Annotated in this window: 18 protein-coding genes; 10 read left to right on the plus strand and 8 right to left on the minus strand. The window is 65.1% G+C overall.

The window, feature by feature from the left end; translation table 11 throughout:
- Both serC and VK519_RS16895 read right to left on the minus strand, forming a co-directional pair.
- Nucleotides 1–926, minus strand: a 926-nt coding sequence (gene serC, locus VK519_RS16890) for a 3-phosphoserine/phosphohydroxythreonine transaminase (protein WP_324351700.1), incomplete at its 3' end; no start/stop codon positions are given.
- A 97-nt stretch (nucleotides 927–1,023) separates the two neighbouring features.
- Entirely contained in the window at nucleotides 1,024–1,791 is a 768-nt protein-coding gene (locus tag VK519_RS16895) for an FHA domain-containing protein (protein ID WP_324351701.1), read from the minus strand.
- A gap of 96 nt (nucleotides 1,792–1,887) precedes the next feature.
- On the opposite strand from VK519_RS16895, the gene VK519_RS16900 reads away from it, so the two are divergent.
- Both VK519_RS16900 and infA read left to right on the plus strand, forming a co-directional pair.
- Nucleotides 1,888–2,163 (plus strand): polyhydroxyalkanoic acid system family protein, encoded by a 276-nt coding sequence (locus VK519_RS16900; protein WP_324351738.1) that lies wholly within the window; start codon nucleotides 1,888–1,890, stop codon nucleotides 2,161–2,163.
- 85 nt (nucleotides 2,164–2,248) lie between these two features.
- Nucleotides 2,249–2,467: a translation initiation factor IF-1 gene (infA, locus tag VK519_RS16905; RefSeq protein ID WP_019466733.1), complete on the plus strand. Its 219-nt coding sequence runs from the start codon at nucleotides 2,249–2,251 to the stop codon at nucleotides 2,465–2,467.
- A 122-nt stretch (nucleotides 2,468–2,589) separates the two neighbouring features.
- Here the strand turns inward: infA and clpA are convergent, their stop codons facing one another.
- A complete protein-coding gene (gene clpA / locus VK519_RS16910; RefSeq protein WP_324351716.1) occupies nucleotides 2,590–4,857 on the minus strand; it encodes an ATP-dependent Clp protease ATP-binding subunit ClpA in 2,268 nt (755 codons plus the stop codon).
- A gap of 72 nt (nucleotides 4,858–4,929) precedes the next feature.
- Complete coding sequence (clpS, locus tag VK519_RS16915; protein ID WP_250622730.1) at nucleotides 4,930–5,256, minus strand: ATP-dependent Clp protease adapter ClpS; 327 nt, start codon at nucleotides 5,254–5,256, stop codon at nucleotides 4,930–4,932.
- A 111-nt stretch (nucleotides 5,257–5,367) separates the two neighbouring features.
- Here clpS and VK519_RS16920 point away from each other — a divergent pair, with 111 nt between their 5' ends.
- From VK519_RS16920 to hflD, 3 genes are read left to right on the plus strand one after another with little or no spacing between them, the layout of a single operon-like run.
- A complete protein-coding gene (locus tag VK519_RS16920; RefSeq protein ID WP_324351718.1) occupies nucleotides 5,368–5,850 on the plus strand; it encodes an NUDIX hydrolase in 483 nt (160 codons plus the stop codon).
- Nucleotides 5,847–6,968 (plus strand): tRNA 2-thiouridine(34) synthase MnmA, encoded by a 1,122-nt coding sequence (gene mnmA / locus VK519_RS16925; protein ID WP_324351720.1) that lies wholly within the window; start codon nucleotides 5,847–5,849, stop codon nucleotides 6,966–6,968. Before VK519_RS16920 ends, mnmA begins: the two co-directional genes overlap by 4 nt.
- Entirely contained in the window at nucleotides 6,965–7,594 is a 630-nt protein-coding gene (gene hflD, locus VK519_RS16930; RefSeq protein WP_324351722.1) for a high frequency lysogenization protein HflD, read from the plus strand. The genes mnmA and hflD overlap by 4 nt, the downstream gene beginning before the upstream one ends.
- Here the strand turns inward: hflD and VK519_RS16935 are convergent.
- Nucleotides 7,523–8,488 carry a LysR family transcriptional regulator gene (locus VK519_RS16935; RefSeq protein ID WP_324351724.1) on the minus strand — a complete coding sequence of 322 codons (966 nt, stop codon included), beginning with the start codon at nucleotides 8,486–8,488 and terminating at the stop codon, nucleotides 7,523–7,525. The two genes, hflD and VK519_RS16935, sit on opposite strands and share 72 nt — an antisense overlap.
- A 213-nt stretch (nucleotides 8,489–8,701) precedes the next feature.
- On the opposite strand from VK519_RS16935, the gene acnA reads away from it, so the two are divergent.
- Nucleotides 8,702–11,443 carry an aconitate hydratase AcnA gene (gene acnA, locus VK519_RS16940; RefSeq protein WP_324351726.1) on the plus strand — a complete coding sequence of 914 codons (2,742 nt, stop codon included), beginning with the start codon at nucleotides 8,702–8,704 and terminating at the stop codon, nucleotides 11,441–11,443.
- A gap of 39 nt (nucleotides 11,444–11,482) precedes the next feature.
- On the opposite strand, the gene VK519_RS16945 is transcribed toward acnA, so the two are convergent.
- Complete coding sequence (locus VK519_RS16945) at nucleotides 11,483–11,914, minus strand: hypothetical protein (RefSeq protein ID WP_324351728.1); 432 nt, start codon at nucleotides 11,912–11,914, stop codon at nucleotides 11,483–11,485.
- A gap of 115 nt (nucleotides 11,915–12,029) precedes the next feature.
- Here VK519_RS16945 and VK519_RS16950 point away from each other — a divergent pair, with 115 nt between their 5' ends.
- On the plus strand, nucleotides 12,030–13,715 hold the full coding sequence (locus VK519_RS16950; protein WP_324351730.1) for a long-chain-fatty-acid--CoA ligase: 1,686 nt from the start codon (nucleotides 12,030–12,032) through the stop codon (nucleotides 13,713–13,715).
- 37 nt (nucleotides 13,716–13,752) lie between these two features.
- Here the strand turns inward: VK519_RS16950 and VK519_RS16955 are convergent, their stop codons facing one another.
- Entirely contained in the window at nucleotides 13,753–14,061 is a 309-nt protein-coding gene (locus VK519_RS16955; RefSeq protein WP_250624393.1) for a PilZ domain-containing protein, read from the minus strand.
- A gap of 126 nt (nucleotides 14,062–14,187) precedes the next feature.
- Nucleotides 14,188–15,354: a DNA polymerase IV gene (locus VK519_RS16960; protein ID WP_324351732.1), complete on the minus strand. Its 1,167-nt coding sequence runs from the start codon at nucleotides 15,352–15,354 to the stop codon at nucleotides 14,188–14,190.
- 413 nt (nucleotides 15,355–15,767) lie between these two features.
- On the opposite strand from VK519_RS16960, the gene VK519_RS16965 reads away from it, so the two are divergent.
- The 3 genes from VK519_RS16965 to VK519_RS16975 form a co-directional block, all read left to right on the plus strand.
- Nucleotides 15,768–16,640: a segregation and condensation protein A gene (locus tag VK519_RS16965; protein ID WP_324351734.1), complete on the plus strand. Its 873-nt coding sequence runs from the start codon at nucleotides 15,768–15,770 to the stop codon at nucleotides 16,638–16,640.
- A 31-nt stretch (nucleotides 16,641–16,671) separates the two neighbouring features.
- Nucleotides 16,672–17,493: an SMC-Scp complex subunit ScpB gene (gene scpB, locus VK519_RS16970; protein WP_324351735.1), complete on the plus strand. Its 822-nt coding sequence runs from the start codon at nucleotides 16,672–16,674 to the stop codon at nucleotides 17,491–17,493.
- A partial coding sequence (locus tag VK519_RS16975; RefSeq protein ID WP_324351736.1) for a pseudouridine synthase occupies nucleotides 17,490–18,167 on the plus strand: 678 nt, incomplete at its 3' end. The genes scpB and VK519_RS16975, both read left to right, overlap by 4 nt.

Consider the following 18,167-nt stretch of genomic DNA (forward strand, 5'->3'; position numbering starts at 1 on the left):
TCGAGCGAGGCGTCGTGCAGGTTGAAGGGCACGTTCATGCGCGAACGCGCCGCGGGTTCGACCGGGCACCGGTAATACCCGCCGGAGTCGTCGATGGCGGCATAGAGCATGGACGCCTTGCGCTGGTTGGTAGCGTCGATCGATGCCAGGCCCCCCTGCTCCTTCAGCCACGCGAAAGTCAGGCCCGCCAGGTACCAGCCCCAGGTGTTGGGGGTGTTGAGCATGGAATCGTGCGCCGCGTGCTCGGCGTAGGAGAAGATCTTCGCCATCGGCTGCGTGGTACGTGAAAGCATGTCATCGCGGATGATGGCCACCACAAGGCCCGAAGGCCCGATGTTCTTCTGTGCGCCGGCATAGATCATCCCGAAGCGCGAGACATCCACCGGGCCTGAAAGGATGCTTGAGGACATGTCCGCCACCAGCGGCACGTCACCGACATCGGGTATGTGGTGGAACTGGACACCATGGATGGTCTCGTTCGGCGTGTAGTGCACGTAAGCCGACGAAGGGGACAGGTCCCAGCGTTCGCGCAGCGGCAGCTTCAGGTAGTTATCGTCTTTCGAGGAAGCGGCCACGTGCACGTCCGCATAGGGCGCCGCCTCGCGCACGGCCTTCTCGCCCCAATGCCCGGTCACCACGTAGTCGGCGCGCTGGCCGGCCCTGGCAAAGTTCATCGGCACCAACGGGAACTGCAAGGTGGCACCGCCCTGCAGGAACAGCACGCGGTAGTTGGCGGGGATCGCCATCAATTCGCGCAGGTCCGCCTCCGCTTGCGCGGCCAGGGCGATGAAATCCTTGCCACGGTGGGACAGCTCCATCACCGAGGCACCCGTGCCGTTCCAGTCGAGCAATTCCGCGCGGGCACGTTCAAGCACGGGTTGTGGGATCGCGGCGGGGCCGGCGCTGAAATTGAAGACCCTGGACAAGGCGCCAGTCTCCTTGGGAAGAGTGAGTGGACTTAACCGACAGTCCTGCATTATGCCGCCCTGCAGCATAACGACAACCGGGAAATAACTGGTTTCGTCAGAAACGAACGAACAGCACCAGTGCGATGCCCAGCGCAAGCAACGCCGCGGTAAGAATCAACCACCACACCTCGCCACGCGGGCCGGCGGTTTCCTCCGGCAGCGGTGGTTCTTCCACTTCAGCGGGTGCTGCTACCGGATCGGGCATCCAGCCTGGGGCGTCGATGACGAAACGGTGGGCGCCTATGCCGATGTGGTCGCCCGGCTGTAGCACGGCGCGGCGAATCGACATGCCATTCAAGCGAACCACGTAACGGGTGGGTACGCGTTCGGCGTCCAGCAGCAGGCAGCTCCCGTCCCAGCCGATGGCCAGGGTGCCGGCATCGCCCTGTGGAAGTTCCAGCGGGTGGTCGCCCTGCGGTCCCAGGGTAAGCCGTGCACCGATGCCCAGCACCCGTCCGGAAAGCGGGCCGGCCAATGCACGCAACGCAGCCGCACCGGGACGGACGTCTTCGGCATCGACGCATGTGCGCCCGGAAACGTCCTGGTCGGCGCGCAGCAACATGCGGCACTCGCCAACGCCAAGGTGATCGCCCTCACGCAGCAGCGCGCGTTCGCGGACGGGGCGCGCGTTCACGTAGACGCGCCCGGCGCCGGGAAGGACCGCAAGGACCAGGCCACGACGATCGTCGTGGATTACCAGGTGGTGGTCGGCGACTTGCGGTTCGGCCAGCACAAGGTCGTTGTCGTCGCTGCCGCCGATGCGCAACACCCCTGCCGACCAGTGAAAATCCCCGCGGGCCGAATTGGCGAACTCAATGCGCATGCGTGTGTCTGGATGGCGTGGTGGGGATCGTAACAGATGAGCCGCACCGCATTTTGCTACGATGCGCAGCCCTTTTCGCAACGAACCTTCAAATCCATGGCACGCATCGACATCCAGCGCGAGCACCACCTCGAAGCCGCCCAGGCCCGCGCCGTCATCGACAAGGTCGCTGCACGCCTTGGCGAGAAATTCGGCACGACCTCGCGTTGGGAAGGCGACACGTTGCGCTTCGAGCGCGCAGGCGTGAAGGGCGGCATCAGCCTGGAGCCAGCCCTCGTGCGCGTGCAGGCTGAGCTTGGCATGCTGCTCAGTCCCATGAAGGGCATGATCGAGCAGGAAATCAGCCGCAAGCTCGACGAATACTTCGCCTAAGGGCCCAAGGCTTTGACCCGGGCCGCCTTCGTGCAATAATAGCGGGCTATTGCGACCACTTCGGCCGCACATCGAACCGGGTCACATGGCAAAAGACGACGTCATCGAAATGGAAGGCACGGTCCAGGAGACCCTGCCCAACACCATGTTCCGCGTGCAGCTGGAGAACGGGCACGTCATTACCGCCCATATCTCGGGCCGGATGCGCAAGCATTACATCCGCATCCTTACCGGCGACAAGGTGAAGGTGGAAATGACACCCTACGACCTGACCAAGGGCCGGATCACCTACCGCATGAAGTAACCCGCGACCCATCCTCCGGCGTTACCGGGGGGCGGTGATCAAAAGAAAGGCCGCGCATTGCGCGGCCTTTTTCGTAGCCCCGGCAACGGGGCGGGACCTTGCGGCCGCCGCCCCTATGGCGCTCAGGCCTCCGCCGGCACCGGCTCCGCTGCCTCGGTGGCGACGGTGAGCTCGCCATCGACGACGTCCAGGCTCACCTTGCCGCCGTCGGCCAGCTTGCCGAACAGAAGCTCGTCGGCCAGCTTCCGCTTCACCTTGTCCTGGATCACGCGGGCCATCGGGCGGGCACCCATCTGCGGATCGAAGCCGTTCTCCGCCAGCCAGCGGCGGGCGTCCGATGAGACGTCGACAATGACGCGCTTCTCGCCCAACTGGGCTTCCAGTTCGATCAGGAACTTGTCCACCACGCGCAGGATGTGCTCGAAATCCAGCGGATTGAACTGGATGACCGCGTCCAGGCGGTTGCGGAACTCCGGCGTGAACAGCCGCCGGATGGTTTCCATGGCATCGAGCGAATGGTTCTGCTTGACGAAGCCGATGCCACGACGAGCCGCCTGCTGGGCACCGGCGTTGGTGGTCATCACCACGATCACGTTCTTGAAGTTCGCTTCGCGGCCGTTGGTGTCGGTAAGGACGCCACGATCCATGACCTGCAGCAGGATGTTGTAGACATCCGGATGGGCTTTCTCGATTTCGTCGAGTAGCAGCACGCAGTGCGGGTGCTTGGTGATCTGCTCGGTGAGCAGGCCACCCTGGTCGAAGCCGACATAGCCCGGGGGCGCACCCACCAGGCGCGACACCGAATGGGCCTCCATGTATTCGGACATGTCGAAGCGGACCATCTCGATACCCAGCTGCATGGCAAGCTGGCGGGTGACTTCGGTCTTGCCCACGCCCGTGGGGCCGGCCAGCAGGAAGCTGCCGATCGGCTTGGCCGGATCGCCCAGGCCCGAGCGCGCCATCTTGATCGACGAGGCCAGGGCCTCGATCGCCGCATCCTGGCCGAACACCACCATCTTGAGGTTGCGCTCGAGGTTGCGCAGCACGTCCCGATCGGATGCCGAAACCTGCTTGGCCGGGATCCTCGCCATCTTGGCGACGATGTATTCGATCTCCGACACGCCAATCTGTGTCACCCGCTCACCTTCCGGCAGCAGACGCTGACGGGCACCGGCCTCATCGATGACATCGATGGCCTTGTCCGGCAGCAGGCGGTCCGGGATGTGCTTGACGGCAAGGTCCACGGCAGCCTTGAGCGCCTCGGCACTGTATTCCACGCCGTGGTGATCCTCGAAACGGCTCTTCAGGCCCTTGAGGATCTCAATGCTTTCGGCCACGGTCGGCTCCACCACGTCGATCTTCTGGAAGCGACGGGCCAGCGCGCGGTCTTTCTCGAATACGCCGCGAAACTCCTGGAAGGTGGTCGAGCCGATGCAGCGAAGCTCGCCGGCTGCCAGCATCGGCTTGATCAGGTTCGAGGCATCCATGGTGCCACCCGAGGCCGAACCCGCACCGATGATGGTGTGGATCTCGTCGATGAACAGGATCGAGTTGGGCTGTTTCTTCAGCTGGGCGATCACTGACTTCAGGCGCTTTTCGAAGTCGCCGCGGTACTTGGTGCCGGCGACGAGGGCGCCTAAGTCCAGTGCCCAGATGGTGCAGTCTTCCAGCACCTCGGGCACGTCGCCCTCGACGATGCGCTTGGCCAGGCCTTCGGCCAGGGCCGTCTTGCCCACGCCGGCCTCGCCCACGTAAAGCGGGTTGTTCTTGCGGCGGCGGCATAGCACCTGGATGGTGCGCTCGACTTCATCCTTGCGGCCAATCAGGGGATCGATCTTGCCCTGCATGGCCAGTTCATTGAGGTTGGAGGCGTATTCGGCCAGCGGGTTGGACTTGCCCTCACCGCCTTCCTCGCCCTCGCGCTCGCTCGCTGCCGGGGCCACGGCCGGATCGTCGCCGATCTTGGCGATGCCATGGGAAATGTAGTTGACCACGTCCAGGCGGGTGATTTCCTGCTGGTGCAGGAAGTACACGGCGTGGGAGTCTTTCTCGCCGAAGATGGCGACCAGCACGTTGGCACCGGTCACTTCCTTCCGTCCGGAAGATTGCACGTGGTAGACCGCGCGCTGCAGCACACGCTGGAAGCCCAGGGTTGGCTGCGTGTCACGTTCGTCGCCGGGCGCGAGCACCGGCACGGTCTCAGCGATGATGCGCTGCAGGTCGGCGACCAGGCGCGGCAGGTCCACGCCACAGGCCCGCAACGCGGCCAGCGCGGACGAATTCTCCGACAGGGCAAGCAACAGGTGCTCGACCGTCATGAACTCGTGGCGCTGCTCACGGGCTTGCTTGTAGCAATGGCCAATGGTGACTTCGAGATCCTTGCTGAACATACGGAACGTCTCCGCTGATGTCTTGGGCGGCCATGCAAAAGGGATGCCGCATGCCCGGTAGATGGGGCTCCCTTACAACTTTTCCATAGTGCACAACAGAGGATGCTGGTTACTGCGCGAGTACTCGTTCACCTGCGTCACCTTCGTTTCGGCCACTTCGCGGGTAAATACCCCGCAAACTCCCTTGCCCCGGGTGTGGACGTGGAGCATCACCTGCACGGCGCGCTCCTGGTCCATGCCGAAGAAGGACCGCAGCACCTCGATGACGAAATCCATCGGGGTGAAATCGTCATTCATCAACAACACCTGGAACAACGGCGGTCGGGCTACTTCCGGCCGCGCGGTATCGAGCGCAAGGCCGTGTTCCTGGCTGTGTTCTTGTTCGTTTTCGGTCGGCATGGGCACGTGGGTCAGCTTTGGTCCAAGTATATGCCGCAAGCGCCGGTGGGCGCCGCGTGAATGGGTCAGGTGATGGCACAATAGGCGTTTTTCCAGTGGCTAGAACTTTCGATGACGCCCTCCCTGCCCGACAACGACGTCTGGCGTCCCCATGTGACAGTCGCCACCATCGTCCATGACGGCGAGCGTTTCCTCATGGTCGAGGAACGGGTAAACGGCAAAATCGCCTACAACCAGCCCGCCGGCCACCTGGACGAGGGCGAATGCCTGACCGCCGCCGCCTGCCGGGAAACGGTCGAGGAAACCGGCTGGACGGTCCAAGTGCAGCATCTGGTGGCCATCGACCAGTGGCGCAGCCACGAGCATGGCGACCAAGTGTTGCGATTTACCTTCGCCGCGCGCGCCCTGGGGCACGACGACCGCCCGCTCGACACCGGCATCGAGCGCGCTCTATGGCTCACGCGCGCCCAGATCGGCGCCCTGGGCGCGCAATTGCGCAGCCCACTGGTGGAATCGAGCATCGACAAGTGGCTCTCAGGCGCCCGCCTGCCCCTTTCGATCATCGGCAACCTGCTACCCGGGCAACCGGGATGAAAGTGATCCTGGGCATCTCCGGCGGCGTGGACTCTTCCGTGGCGGCCCTCCTGCTGCAACAGGCGGGGCACCAGGTCGAAGGCATGTTCATGCAGAACTGGGAAGAAGACGACCGCCAGGGTCCATGTACGACCGACCAGGACCGGAAAGACGCCGTCGCCGTCTGCGGCCGGCTGGGCCTGCCTTTCCATGCGCGGAACTTCGCCGCCGAATACTGGGACGGCGTGTTCGAGCATTTCCTGGCCGAATACCGGGCCGGGCGCACGCCCAATCCGGACGTCCTGTGCAACCGCGAGATCAAGTTCCGCACCTTCCTGGACCACGCCCGCGCCCTGGGAGGCGAAAAGATCGCCACCGGCCACTACGCCCGCGTTGACTTCCACGACGGGCGTTACCGCCTGTTGCGCGCCGTGGACCGCGCAAAGGACCAAACCTACTTCCTGCATGCACTGGGCCAGGAGCAGCTGGCCGCCACCCTGTTCCCGGTGGGCGAGATCGAGAAACCCCGCGTCCGCGAACTGGCGCGCGAGGCCGGCCTTGGCACCGCGGCGAAGAAGGACTCCACCGGCATCTGCTTTATCGGCGAGCGCGATTTCCGCAGCTTCCTGGCCCAGTACATCCCGGCAAGGTCCGGCCGCATGGTCACGCCTGACGGGGTCGACGTGGGCGAGCACCAGGGCGCGATGTACTACACGCTGGGCCAGCGTAACGGCCTGGGGATCGGCGGCCGGCGCGAGTCTGGCGGCGAGCCGTGGTACGTCGTGGGCAAGGACGTGGTCGAAAACACGCTGATCGTGGCCCAGGGCGGCAGCAACCGCTATCTGGCCTCGCGCCACCTGGAAGCCAGCGGCGCCACCTGGGTGGCGGGCCTGGCCCCGGCGGGCGAATTCGCCTGCACCGCCAAGACCCGCTATCGCCAGGACGACCAGGCCTGCGCCGTCCGCGTATCGGGTGACCGCCTGTTCGTACAATTTGACCAGGCGCAGCGCGCCGTTACCCCGGGCCAATCGGTGGTCTTCTACGATGGCGAGGCCTGCCTGGGCGGCGCCGTGATCGAAGCGACCGATGCCGCCTACGGCGGCCTGGCTCCCCCTTCGCAAGCTAAGGTTCCCGCATGAACGAAGAACGCGTCCTGGCGCTGGCCGGCCTGTTCCAGGCCACCGCGCTGGTACAGCAACTGGCCACCGAAGGCCGGGCCGACGATGCCGCCATGGAGGCAAGCCTTGGCAGCGTGTTCCACCTGGACGCCGATACCGTGGAGGCGATCTTCGGCGGTGTCAGTGGCGTGCGGCTGGGCCTGCGCACGCTGTTGAGCCAACTCGAAGACGCCAGCACCCGCGATATCGCCGTGATGCGCACCACGATCACCGTGCTGCGCCTGGAGCGCACGCTTTCGCGCCGGCCGGAACTGCTCTCGCGCCTGCAGGAAGGCATCGTCGCCGCGCGCCGCCAGGTGGAGCACTTCGGCATGGCCCATCCGAACGTGGCCGCTCGCCTGGCCGAGCTTTATGCCAGCACCTTGTCCACGCTCAAGCCGCGCGTGATGGTGACCGGCATGCCCTCCCACCTGCAGCAGAAGGCCGTGGTCGACCGCGTCCGCTCTGCCCTGCTGGCGGCCGTGCGTGCAGCGGTGTTGTGGCACCAGCTCGGTGGCCGGCAGTGGCACCTGGTGCTATACCGGCGCCGCGCCAGCATGATCGCCCGCGGGATGCTGACCGGCGCCACCCTCGATGACGGGGGTTAGCCCCGGCATCCGCCCTGCAAGGTCCACCAGCAAGTCGCCCAGCCCGGCCAGGTCGTCGCCCCAGGCCGTGGCACTGCGCCAATACAGCGCCACCTCGCGCCCCGGCGCCTGTCCTTCCACGCTTACCAACGATACGTTGGGAATCGACGCCAGGCGGTCATGGGCCAGCACCGGCACCAGCGTGTAGCCCCCGCGCACGGCCACCAGGGTAGCCAGGCTTTCCAGGCTCACGTCCTGGATACGCTCACTGCCCTGGGCACCGGCATGGCTCTCGGCCATCAGCGTTGCCTGGGCCGGGTCCAGCGTCGCCAGCGCCACGCTCGCCTTACCCGCCGCCGGATGGTCGGCATGCATCAGAAGTTCGTAGGGCTCGAAGAACAGCGGTCGCTGCGACAAGCCAGGCACGGTGGTTCCCGGTGGCGCAAGCACCGCGTCGAGCTCGCCCTCGGCCAGGCGCCGCAGCAGACCCCTGGGCTTGCCTTCGCTGATGGTGAGCCTGGTTTCGCCGAAACGCTGCGGGAACGGCTCGATCAACTGGGGCAGCAGGTAAGGGCCCAGGGTGGCCGGTACGCCCAGCCGCAGCTCGCCGCCAAAAGCGATGCTCCCGGCCAGTGCCCCGGCCTGCAACCGTTCAGCGCTGGCCAGCACGTCGCTGATCAGGGCAATCACCCGCGCGCCGCCGCCAGCCAGGGCCACGCCGCGCCCGCCACGCTCGAACAGGGTGATGCCCAGTGCCTGCTCCACCTTCTGCACCTGGTGGGAAAGGCCCGAGGCGCTGATGTTCATCAGCCGCGCGGCTGAGATGAAGCTTCCTTCACGCGCCACCGCCTGCACCAGCGCCAGGTCACGCAGCGATACCGCGGAAAGTGCCGTCGAAATCATCGAACGCTGCATGCCATCAAAACCGTTTGTGCCAGGAGGCCCAGGGCCCCATCCTTCGCCGCGGAAAATCACGACTCTCTCAAGGCGGGCATCTTAGCCGCCCCGAGGCCAGGGTCGGTGGCGCCTCCCTCACGTCCGGTCACGGTTTTGGGCGATAATTACCAACTTTGACGGGCCGTACGCCCCACGGCGCCTCCCCAGCCAGCATCAAGCCAGGAGCAAGCAATGAAAGACTCGTTCTCCGTCCGGGACAGCATCGAAGTCAACGGCAAGCGCCACGCCATCGCCAGCCTTACCAAGCTGGGTGAGCGATTCGACCTGAAGCGCCTGCCCTACTCCATGAAGATCCTGCTGGAGAACCTCCTGCGCGCCGAGGACGGGGTGAACGTCACCTCGAAGGAAATCGAGGCGGTGGCCAAGTGGGACGCCAAGGCCGAACCCGACACCGAGATCTCCTTCATGCCCGCCCGCGTGGTGCTGCAGGACTTCACCGGCGTGCCCTGCGTGGTGGATCTTGCCGCCATGCGCGATGCTGTGGTGAAGCTCGGCGGCGATGCCACCCAGATCAATCCGCTGGCGCCGGCGGAACTGGTGATCGATCACTCCGTGCAGGTGGATGTCTTTGGCACGTCCGGCTCGCTGGACACCAACGTCGAGATCGAATTCGAGCGCAACCAGGAACGCTACAGCTTCCTGCGCTGGGGCCAGAAGGCGTTCAACAATTTCAAGGTGGTGCCGCCGCGCACCGGCATCGTCCACCAGGTGAACCTGGAGAACCTCGCCCGCGTGGTGTTTACGGCCGACGTCGACGGCGAAAGCTGGGCCTACCCCGACACCGTGTTCGGCACCGACTCGCACACCACGATGATCAATGGCATCGGCGTGCTCGGCTGGGGCGTGGGTGGCATCGAAGCCGAGGCCGCGATGCTGGGCCAGCCGTCGTCGATGCTGATTCCCCAGGTGATCGGCTTCAAACTCACCGGCAAGCTCGCCGAGGGCGTCACCGCCACGGACCTCGTGCTCACCGTCACCCAGATGCTGCGCAAGCTCGGCGTCGTGGGCAAGTTCGTCGAATTCTTCGGCGACGGCCTGGCCGCGCTGCCGCTGGCCGACCGCGCCACCATCGCCAACATGGCCCCGGAATACGGCGCCACCTGCGGCATCTTCCCGGTCGACCAGGAATCGCTGAATTACCTGCGCCTGTCCGGCCGCGACGAGCACCAGATCACGCTTGTGGAAACCTATGCCAAGGCGCAGGGGTTGTGGCACGACGCCGACACCCCGCATGCGGAATTCACCAACACCCTGGAACTGAACCTGGCCGATGTCCGTCCGTCGATGGCCGGTCCCAAGCGCCCGCAGGATCGCGTGCTGCTCGAAAGCGTGCGGCAAAGCTTCCTGGACGCGGTGGGCCCGCTCACCGCCAACCGCAAGCCGAAGAGCGAATCCACCGAGCGCTTCGCCAACGAAGGCGGCGCCACCGCCATCGGCAACGAGGCGAACAACCTCGGCAACGGCGGTGTCACGGTCGAGAAAGACGGCAAGAGTTTCAAGCTCAACGACGGCTCGGTGGTGATCGCCGCGATCACCTCGTGCACCAATACCTCCAACCCCGCCGTGATGATCGGCGCCGGCATCCTGGCCAAGAAGGCCGCCGCGCGCGGCCTCACCGCCAAGCCCTGGGTCAAGCCCTCGCTGGGGCCGGGCTCGCTGGTGGTCACCGATTACCTGAAGAAGACCAACCTGCTCGCCGAACTTGAGAAGGTCGGTTTCTATGTCGTCGGCTACGGCTGCACGACTTGCATCGGCAACTCCGGCCCGTTGCCGGTGGAGATCAGCAAGGGTATTGCCGAGGGCGACCTCGCCGTGGCCTCTGTGCTGTCGGGTAACCGCAACTTTGAAGGCCGCGTGCATCCGGAAGTGAAGATGAACTACCTGGCTTCGCCGCCGCTGGTGGTGGCCTACGCTCTGGCCGGTACGCTGGACATCGACATGACGCAAGACCCCATCGCCAACGGCAGCGACGGCAAACCGGTGTACCTGAAGGACATCTGGCCGTCGAACCAGGAGATCTCCGATGCCATCGCCGGCTCCATCAATGCGCAGATGTTCAAGGACAACTACGCCGATGTGTTCAAGGGCGACAACCGCTGGAACCAGATCGCCTCACCAGATGGCGCGCTATACAAGTGGGACGACTCCACCTACATCAAGAACCCGCCCTACTTCGATGGCATGAGCGCCGAAGCTGGTGAAATCCAGGACATCCACGGCGCCAGCGCGCTGGGCGTCTTCGGCGACTCCATCACCACCGACCACATCTCCCCGGCAGGCTCCATCAAGAAGGATTCGCCCGCCGGTGCCTTCCTGATCTCCCGTGGCGTGCAGCCGAAGGACTTCAACTCCTACGGTTCGCGTCGCGGCAACGACGATGTCATGGTCCGCGGCACCTTCGCCAACATCCGCATCAAGAACCTCATGCTCGACGGCGTGGAAGGCGGCTACACCCGCCACGTGCCCACCGGCGAAACCATGCCGATCTACGATGCGGCCATGAAGTACAAGGCTGCCGGCACGCCGCTGGTGGTACTGGGCGGCAAGGAATACGGCACCGGCTCCTCACGTGACTGGGCCGCCAAGGGCACCTTGCTGCTGGGCGTCAAGGCCGTGATCACCGAAAGCTTCGAGCGTATCCACCGCTCTAACCTGGTCGGCATGGGCGTGCTGCCCTGCCAGTTCATGGACGGCGAGAACGCACAGACGCTGGGCCTGACGGGCGATGAGACCTTCGACATCACCGGCCTCGACGCCGGCAAGTCCACCCGAGCCACCGTCACCGCCACCTCGAAGGACGGCAAGAAGAAGCAGTTCACGGTGAAGGTGCTGTTGCTCACCCCGAAGGAACGCGAGTTCTTCCGCCACGGCGGCATCCTGCAATACGTGCTGCGCCAGCTGGCAAAGCGCTAAGACAAAGAGCCCCGCGAAAGCGGGGCTTTTTTCATGGCACTAGCGCGACCACGTGGCCGAATAGCACACCCATCGGGAGCCCTCCCGGCGCCAGGCCGTTTCCACGTGGTAGATCGCGCCTTCATCGGGGATCAGGCCGGTGCCGCTGGTCAAGGTGACGGTGAAGGTGGCCACCAGGCGGTCGCCGCGCCTGTCCACGGCCACCGGCCCCATGGTCACGCCAAGATGGGCTCCGCGCAGGCCAGCCAGGCGAACCATGCCTTCAAGGCGCCGGCGATCGAGTTCGCCGCCGTTGCCGTCGAAATCGTCGGTGAGCGCGGCCACGGTATCGCCGGCCTTGCCTGCCTCCACGGCCGACTGTGTGGCGGCGATGGCCTGGCGTACCTGTTCCTCGTCGGACCCGCGGTGGCAGGCGGCCGCCAGGGCAGCCAAACCAAGGACGATGAGCAGCTTCAAGAGCCTGCCTGGCATGGCTTGTTCCTCGTTGCAGTGCGTCTTGCCGCTATACGCGGGCGTATGCTCCAATGCCTTGATACTACGACGGCCCCACGCCGCGTGCGCAACCACATGGAGAGCTGGATCAAGCATGAGTAACGACCGCCCGTGGCTGGACAACTATCCCCCCGGCGTGCCGGCCGACATCGACATCACGCAATACCGCTCGATCGTCGACGTGCTCGAGGAATCCTTCGAGAAATACCGCGATCGCCCGGCGTTCACCAGCTTCGGTAAAACCGTCACCTATGGCGAGGTCGACGAACTCAGCAACCAGTTCGCGGGGTATCTCTCAGGCGAACTGAAGCTAGCCAAGGGCGACCGCATCGCGATCATGCTGCTCAATGTCATCCAGTACCCGGTGGCGCTGTTCGCGGCGCTTCGCCTGGGCCTGGTGGTGGTCAACACCAACCCGCTGTACACCCCGCGCGAACTCGAACACCAGTTGAAGGACTCAGGCGCCAAAGCGCTGATCGTGCTGGACAACTTCGCCGCCACCGCGCAGGAAGCGCTCAAAGTCGTGCCGGTACCGCACGTGATCACCACCGGCATCGGCGACCTGCTCGGCATCAAGGGCGCGGTCATCAACTTCGTGCTCAATCATGTGAAGAAGATGGTGCCGGCGTTCCGGATCGACGGCGCCGTGCGCTTCGGCGATGCGCTCTCGCGGGGCGGCCGCCACGAGACCACTTCGCCGGATGTCTCACGCGAGGACATCGCCTTCCTGCAATACACCGGCGGCACCACGGGCGTGGCCAAGGGCGCGATGCTCACCCACGGCAACATGGTGGCCAACATGCTGCAGGCCGGCGCCTGGTTCGGCGCACAGATCCGTCCGGGCCAGGAAATCATCATCACTGCGCTGCCGCTGTACCACATCTTCGCACTCACCTGTAATTGCTTCATCTTCCTGCGCTTCGGTGGCCAGAGCATCCTGATCACCAACCCGCGCGATATGCCGGGCTTCGTCAAGGACCTCTCCAAAGTGCGCTTCACCGCCATCACCGGCGTCAACACGCTGTTCAATGGGCTGGTGCACACCGAGGGCTTCGACAAGCTCGACTTCTCGAGCCTGCGCATGAGTTTCGGCGGCGGCATGGCCGTGCAACGCGTGGTGGCCGAGAAGTGGCAGGCCATTACCGGCTGCCCGCTGATCGAGGGCTACGGCATGACCGAAAGCTCACCGGTAGCCACCATCAATCCGATGATCGAGGGCGCCGGCTTCTCCGGCTCCATCGGCATGCCGGTGCCATCCACCGAAATAAGCATCCAGGACGACGACGGCAAGCACCTTGCGATCGGCGAGATCGGCGAGATCTGCATTCGCGGTCCGCAGGTGATGAAGGGCTACTGGAACCAGCCGGGCGAAACGGCCAAGGCCATCAGCAGCGATGGCTGGCTGCGTACCGGTGACATCGGCCGCATCGATGAAAAAGGCCTGGTGTATATCGTCGACCGCAAGAAGGACATGATCCTGGTCTCTGGCTTCAACGTTTACCCGAATGAGATCGAGGACATCGTGGTCCGCTGCCCGGGAGTCCTCGAATGCGCAGCCGTGGGCGTGCCCGACGAGCACTCCGGTGAGGTGGTCAAGCTCTTCGTGGTACGGAAGGATCCCTCGCTCACCGAGGAAACCATCAAGGCCTGGTGCCGGGAAAACCTCACCGGCTACAAGCGTCCGAAGCTGATCGAATTCCGCGACAGCCTGCCCAAGTCCAACGTGGGCAAGATCCTCCGTCGCGAATTGCGCGACGAGGCGAAGAAAAAAACCACCTGAAGCAACCGCCCGGGCGCCATCGGCGTCCGGGTGCAGGTTAGTCGTCCGACCAGGTCTCCAGCGTATCGGCGTAGCCGCCCAGGAGATTCCACAACGGCTCCTGCTTGTCGTCGGGAATGTGCGTGTAGGCCATGCCCACCTGCCGCGCCGACACGCGCGTCACCTGCGCCTCCATGTGGATGTGCAGGTCGCTGCCAAAGATCATGTCCAGCACCCACGTCTCGCCCACATCGCCGCGCCAACCCAGCGGCCGGCGAAGCAGAGCGCCGGTGGCGGAAATATCGACCAGTTCCGTCGGGTGCGCTTCGGCACCCCGGCTCATCAGCACGGCTGTCTCGACTTTCATGCGCGCATGGCGTAGTCGAAGCTTGTCGCCGTTTTCGTCCTTGTTGCCGTTGCTCAATGCTGCTGTCTCCACGTCGGCTGCGTCTCCGTACGTAAGGCCACTGCCGGGTATCCTGCTGTAGGTGCGCTAGTCGCGTGTCTTCAACACGCCAGCGCGTACCAGGCTCCCCGCCCCGAACTTCTCGTTGATCCGGTCCTGGATCCCATCCGCCTGCGGCGTACTGGCCGCCGGCTGGAACAGATCATTCTGCGCCCGTTCGCCAAATCCGGAAAGTCCGACACCCAACAAGCGCAGCCGTGGACGCGGCTGCTGGGTCCACCATGCATGCAGCAAGCGGCGTGCCAACTGGTGGATATCCTGCGTGGCATGCCCCGCTGCCGGTAATTGGGCCTGGCGGGTGTAGGTGGTAAAGGGCGGCTCGCGCAATTTCACCGTCACCGTGCGTCCCTTCATCTGCCGGTCGCGTGCGCGCCGGGCGACCTTCTCGCTCATCCGCAGCAGCCATGCATCAGCCATGGCGAGGTCGGCGATATCGACGTCGAAGGTGTTCTCCGCGCTGATGGATTGCTCGGCCACCTCGCGGCATACAGGGCGCTCGTCCTCGCCCCGCGCAAGCGCCTGCAGGCCTGCGACCTGGCGCCCGAGGGCCCGCTGCAGCCGTCCCGGATCACATCGCGCCAGCTCGCCGATGGTACGGATGCCGATGCGGTGAAGTTGTTCTTCGGCGACCTTGCCCACGGTCCAGAGACGTCCGACCGGCAACGGGTCGAGCACGGCCTGAACCTCCCCGGGCCGGACACGCAAAAAACCGTCAGGTTTTGACAATTCACTGGCGAGCTTGGCCACCAGCTTGTTGGCGGCCATGCCGACCGACGCGATCAGGCCCGTCCGTTCGCGGATGCGAAGCTTGATCTGCCGGCCGATGGCCTCGATGGAGGCGAATAGGCGCAGGCTGCCGGTAACGTCCAGGAACGCCTCGTCCAGCGACAGGCCCTCGATGTCGTCGGTGAATTCGCCGAAAACCGCGAACACCTGGGCGGAAATCTCCGCATAGCGGTCGTGCCTGGGGAAAATGAACACCCCCTGGGGGCAAAGGCGGTGGGCCCGGGAGGTCGGCATCGCCGAGCGCACGCCGTACTTGCGCGCCTGGTAGTTGCACGTGGAAACCACCCCCCGCCCACCCAGCCCGCCCACGATCACCGGCTTTCCTGCAAGCGTGGGGTCGTCGAGCTCCTCCACGGACGCGTAGAAGGCGTCCATGTCCACGTGGATGATCGCGCGCTCGGTGGCCATGGCCGTATTGTGCCCATCTGGCCTGTCGCTGTCGGCGCTGGACTTGGCGGCGCGCAGGCGCTACCCTAAAGCCCATCGGGTAGTGACGTGGATGCGCAAGGCGGTAGCCGGCGCGGTTTACCGTGTGTCCTCCACTTGGCTCCTGCAAGCTGATCGAAACCCCCGTTTCGACATCCAGCTACGCCTTCGCCGCATGGGCTCATGACGCGAAGGTGCGATACGGTCGGCGATCGGCCCAGAGCAGACAGAATCGGCCCCATGGCCCCTTTCGTTGCACGCGGTCAGACGACGACGACACGCAGCCCCGTCCGGCGACACCCCGGATGCGTCGCGGCAACGCCGCACGTGACACCTTGTCCTGCCGCCACGGCGGCGTCTTTCGAGTCCAGATGAGCATCGATCCAGCTCAGCCCATGGCTAGCCAGCCAACCAGCGATCCGTTCGCGCACCAGCCGCAGCAGCAGGAAATGCCGCTGGCGGTCGTGCGTGGCCAGGCCATGCTGCAGATGCCCCAGGATCTCTACATCCCGCCCGATGCGCTGGAAGTGATCCTGGAGGCCTTCGAGGGCCCGCTCGACCTCCTGCTATACCTGATCCGCCGGCAGAACCTGGACGTCCTGGACGTCCCGATCGCCGAGATCACCCGCCAGTACATGGACTACATCGACATGATGCGCGACGTCATGCGACTGGAACTGGCGGCTGAGTACCTGCTTATGGCGGCTATCCTTGCCGAGATCAAATCCCGGCTGCTGCTGCCCCGGCCGCCGGCCGAGGAAGGCATCGAGGAAGACCCGCGCGCCGAACTCGTCCGCCGCCTGCAGGAATACGAACGCTTCAAGAAGGCCGCTGCCGACCTCGACGCGCTGCCCCGGCTCGAGCGCGACACCGTATCGGTTCACGCGGATGTCGGCGAGCGGGTGGTCGTGAAGATGCCGCCGCCGCTGGACCTGCGCGAACTGCTGCTGGCCCTGCGCGACGTCCTGCAGCGGGCCGACCTCTTCACCCATCATGAGATCGCTCGCGAGCCATTGAGCGTCCGCCAGCGCATGGGCGAGCTCCTGAACGCGCTCGGCGATGGCCGTTTCCACCGCTTCGAGACCATGTTCGACCCCACCGAAGGCCGCCTGGGCGTGGTCGTCACCTTCCTGGCCATGCTGGAACTGGCCAAGGAATTGCTGGTGGAAATCGTCCAGGAAGAGCCCCTCGGCGCCATCTACGTCAAGACCAAGGTCGCCGACGACGCCGCCATCGAATTGCCCGACGAGGACCAGGCGAGCGCCTGACGGCGACGCCCCCTGCACATTCCAGGAAACCATGGAACACGAACAACTCAAACCGATCCTCGAGGCTGCCCTGCTGGCAAGCTCGCAGCCGATGACGGTACAGCAGCTCGACGGCCTGTTCGTCGAGGAAGATGCCGTCGGCCACGAGGAACTCTCCCGCGCGCTGGAGTCCCTGCGCGCCGACTGCGAGGGCCGCGGCATCGAACTGGTGGAAGTGGCCTCCGGCTTCCGCTACCAGGTCCGCCAGCGCGAGCACGCCTTCATCTCGCGCCTGTGGACGGAGAAACCCAGCCGGTATTCGCGCGCGCTGCTCGAGACGCTCTCGCTGATCGCCTACCGCCAGCCGATCACCCGCCCCGAGATCGAGCAGATCCGCGGCGTGGTGGTGTCCAGCAGCATCATCAAGACCTTGGAAGAACGCGAATGGATCCGCGTGGTGGGCTACCGGGATGTCCCCGGCAAGCCGGCGCTGTTCGGTACCACCCGCATCTTCCTCGACTACTTCAGCCTGAAGTCGCTCGACGCCCTGCCTCCGCTTTCGGAAATCCGCGACCTGGAGGATCTCAATCCCCAGATGCGCCTGGACGGCGACGAGCGGGCACTCCCCGCCCTGACCGCCGACGCCGAGACGCTGGAAACCGATACCGAAGAAGCGGTCGACGCCGCTTCCCACTCCGACGAACCGGCCGTTGCGCCGGACGCCGACAACCAGGAGCCGGCCGACGCGCCGGCCTCCGCCACCGATGAGCCGGCCGATGACATCGCCTCGGCTTCCCCTACTGCCGACGAGGCAGAACCCGCAGACGTCGATGATGACGCCGCAACGCAAGACACCGAGGAGTACCGCGCATGAATGCGCCGCAGCGATCCGTGCTATCCCTGAAACGTGACGTCAAGCCCGAAGTGGCTGGACTGGAAGAACGCCTGCACAAAGTGCTGGCCAATGCGGGCCTGGGCTCGCGCCGGATGCTCGAACAGCGCATCCAGGCCGGCGAGATCGAGGTCAACGGCACCGCCGCCGGCATTGGTTCGTCGGTCCACGCCGGTGACCGGGTGGTTATCGACGGCAAGCAGTTCGTGGTGTCCACCGACTCGCGCAGCGACGCCGAGGTCATCGTCTACCACAAGCCCGAGGGCGTGGTGACCACACGCGAAGATCCCGACGGCCGTCCCACTGTCTTCGAACAGTTGCCGCGCCTTAAGAATGCGCGCTGGGTCGCGGTAGGGCGCCTGGACATCAACACCACGGGCCTGCTTCTGCTCACCACCGACGGGGAGCTCGCCAATGCGCTGATGCACCCGAAGAGCGGCCTGGAGCGTGAATACCTTTGCCGAGTACATGGCGAGGTGCCCGACGAAACCATCGAGCGCCTGAAGTCGGGCGTAGAACTCGACGACGGCCCTGCCCGCTTCGACGACATCGGCGTAATCAGCCGCGGTGGCAGCCACAGCTGGTTCCGCGTGGTGATCCGCGAAGGCCGCAACCGTGAGGTGCGCCGCCTGTGGGATTCACAAGGCTTCCTGGTT

Origin of the sequence: Pinirhizobacter sp., assembly GCF_035317885.1 — a bacterium.
Lineage (GTDB): Bacteria > Pseudomonadota > Gammaproteobacteria > Xanthomonadales > Rhodanobacteraceae > Pinirhizobacter.

Excerpts from the sequence above, each read along its gene's own strand:
- VK519_RS16960 (WP_324351732.1), bottom strand. The coding sequence starts at position 15,354 with ATGGCCACCGAGCGCGCGATCATCCACGTGGACATGGACGCCTTCTAC.
- mnmA (WP_324351720.1), top strand. The coding sequence starts at position 5,847 with ATGAAAGTGATCCTGGGCATCTCCGGCGGCGTGGACTCTTCCGTGGCG.
- VK519_RS16955 (WP_250624393.1), bottom strand. The coding sequence starts at position 14,061 with ATGAAAGTCGAGACAGCCGTGCTGATGAGCCGGGGTGCCGAAGCGCAC.
- VK519_RS16965 (WP_324351734.1), top strand. The coding sequence starts at position 15,768 with ATGGCTAGCCAGCCAACCAGCGATCCGTTCGCGCACCAGCCGCAGCAG.
- VK519_RS16950 (WP_324351730.1), top strand. The coding sequence starts at position 12,030 with ATGAGTAACGACCGCCCGTGGCTGGACAACTATCCCCCCGGCGTGCCG.
- acnA (WP_324351726.1), top strand. The coding sequence starts at position 8,702 with ATGAAAGACTCGTTCTCCGTCCGGGACAGCATCGAAGTCAACGGCAAG.
- VK519_RS16945 (WP_324351728.1), bottom strand. The coding sequence starts at position 11,914 with ATGCCAGGCAGGCTCTTGAAGCTGCTCATCGTCCTTGGTTTGGCTGCC.
- VK519_RS16895 (WP_324351701.1), bottom strand. The coding sequence starts at position 1,791 with ATGCGCATTGAGTTCGCCAATTCGGCCCGCGGGGATTTTCACTGGTCG.
- VK519_RS16900 (WP_324351738.1), top strand. The coding sequence starts at position 1,888 with ATGGCACGCATCGACATCCAGCGCGAGCACCACCTCGAAGCCGCCCAG.
- infA (WP_019466733.1), top strand. The coding sequence starts at position 2,249 with ATGGCAAAAGACGACGTCATCGAAATGGAAGGCACGGTCCAGGAGACC.
- VK519_RS16920 (WP_324351718.1), top strand. The coding sequence starts at position 5,368 with ATGACGCCCTCCCTGCCCGACAACGACGTCTGGCGTCCCCATGTGACA.
- VK519_RS16935 (WP_324351724.1), bottom strand. The coding sequence starts at position 8,488 with ATGCAGCGTTCGATGATTTCGACGGCACTTTCCGCGGTATCGCTGCGT.
- scpB (WP_324351735.1), top strand. The coding sequence starts at position 16,672 with ATGGAACACGAACAACTCAAACCGATCCTCGAGGCTGCCCTGCTGGCA.
- hflD (WP_324351722.1), top strand. The coding sequence starts at position 6,965 with ATGAACGAAGAACGCGTCCTGGCGCTGGCCGGCCTGTTCCAGGCCACC.
- clpS (WP_250622730.1), bottom strand. The coding sequence starts at position 5,256 with ATGCCGACCGAAAACGAACAAGAACACAGCCAGGAACACGGCCTTGCG.
- clpA (WP_324351716.1), bottom strand. The coding sequence starts at position 4,857 with ATGTTCAGCAAGGATCTCGAAGTCACCATTGGCCATTGCTACAAGCAA.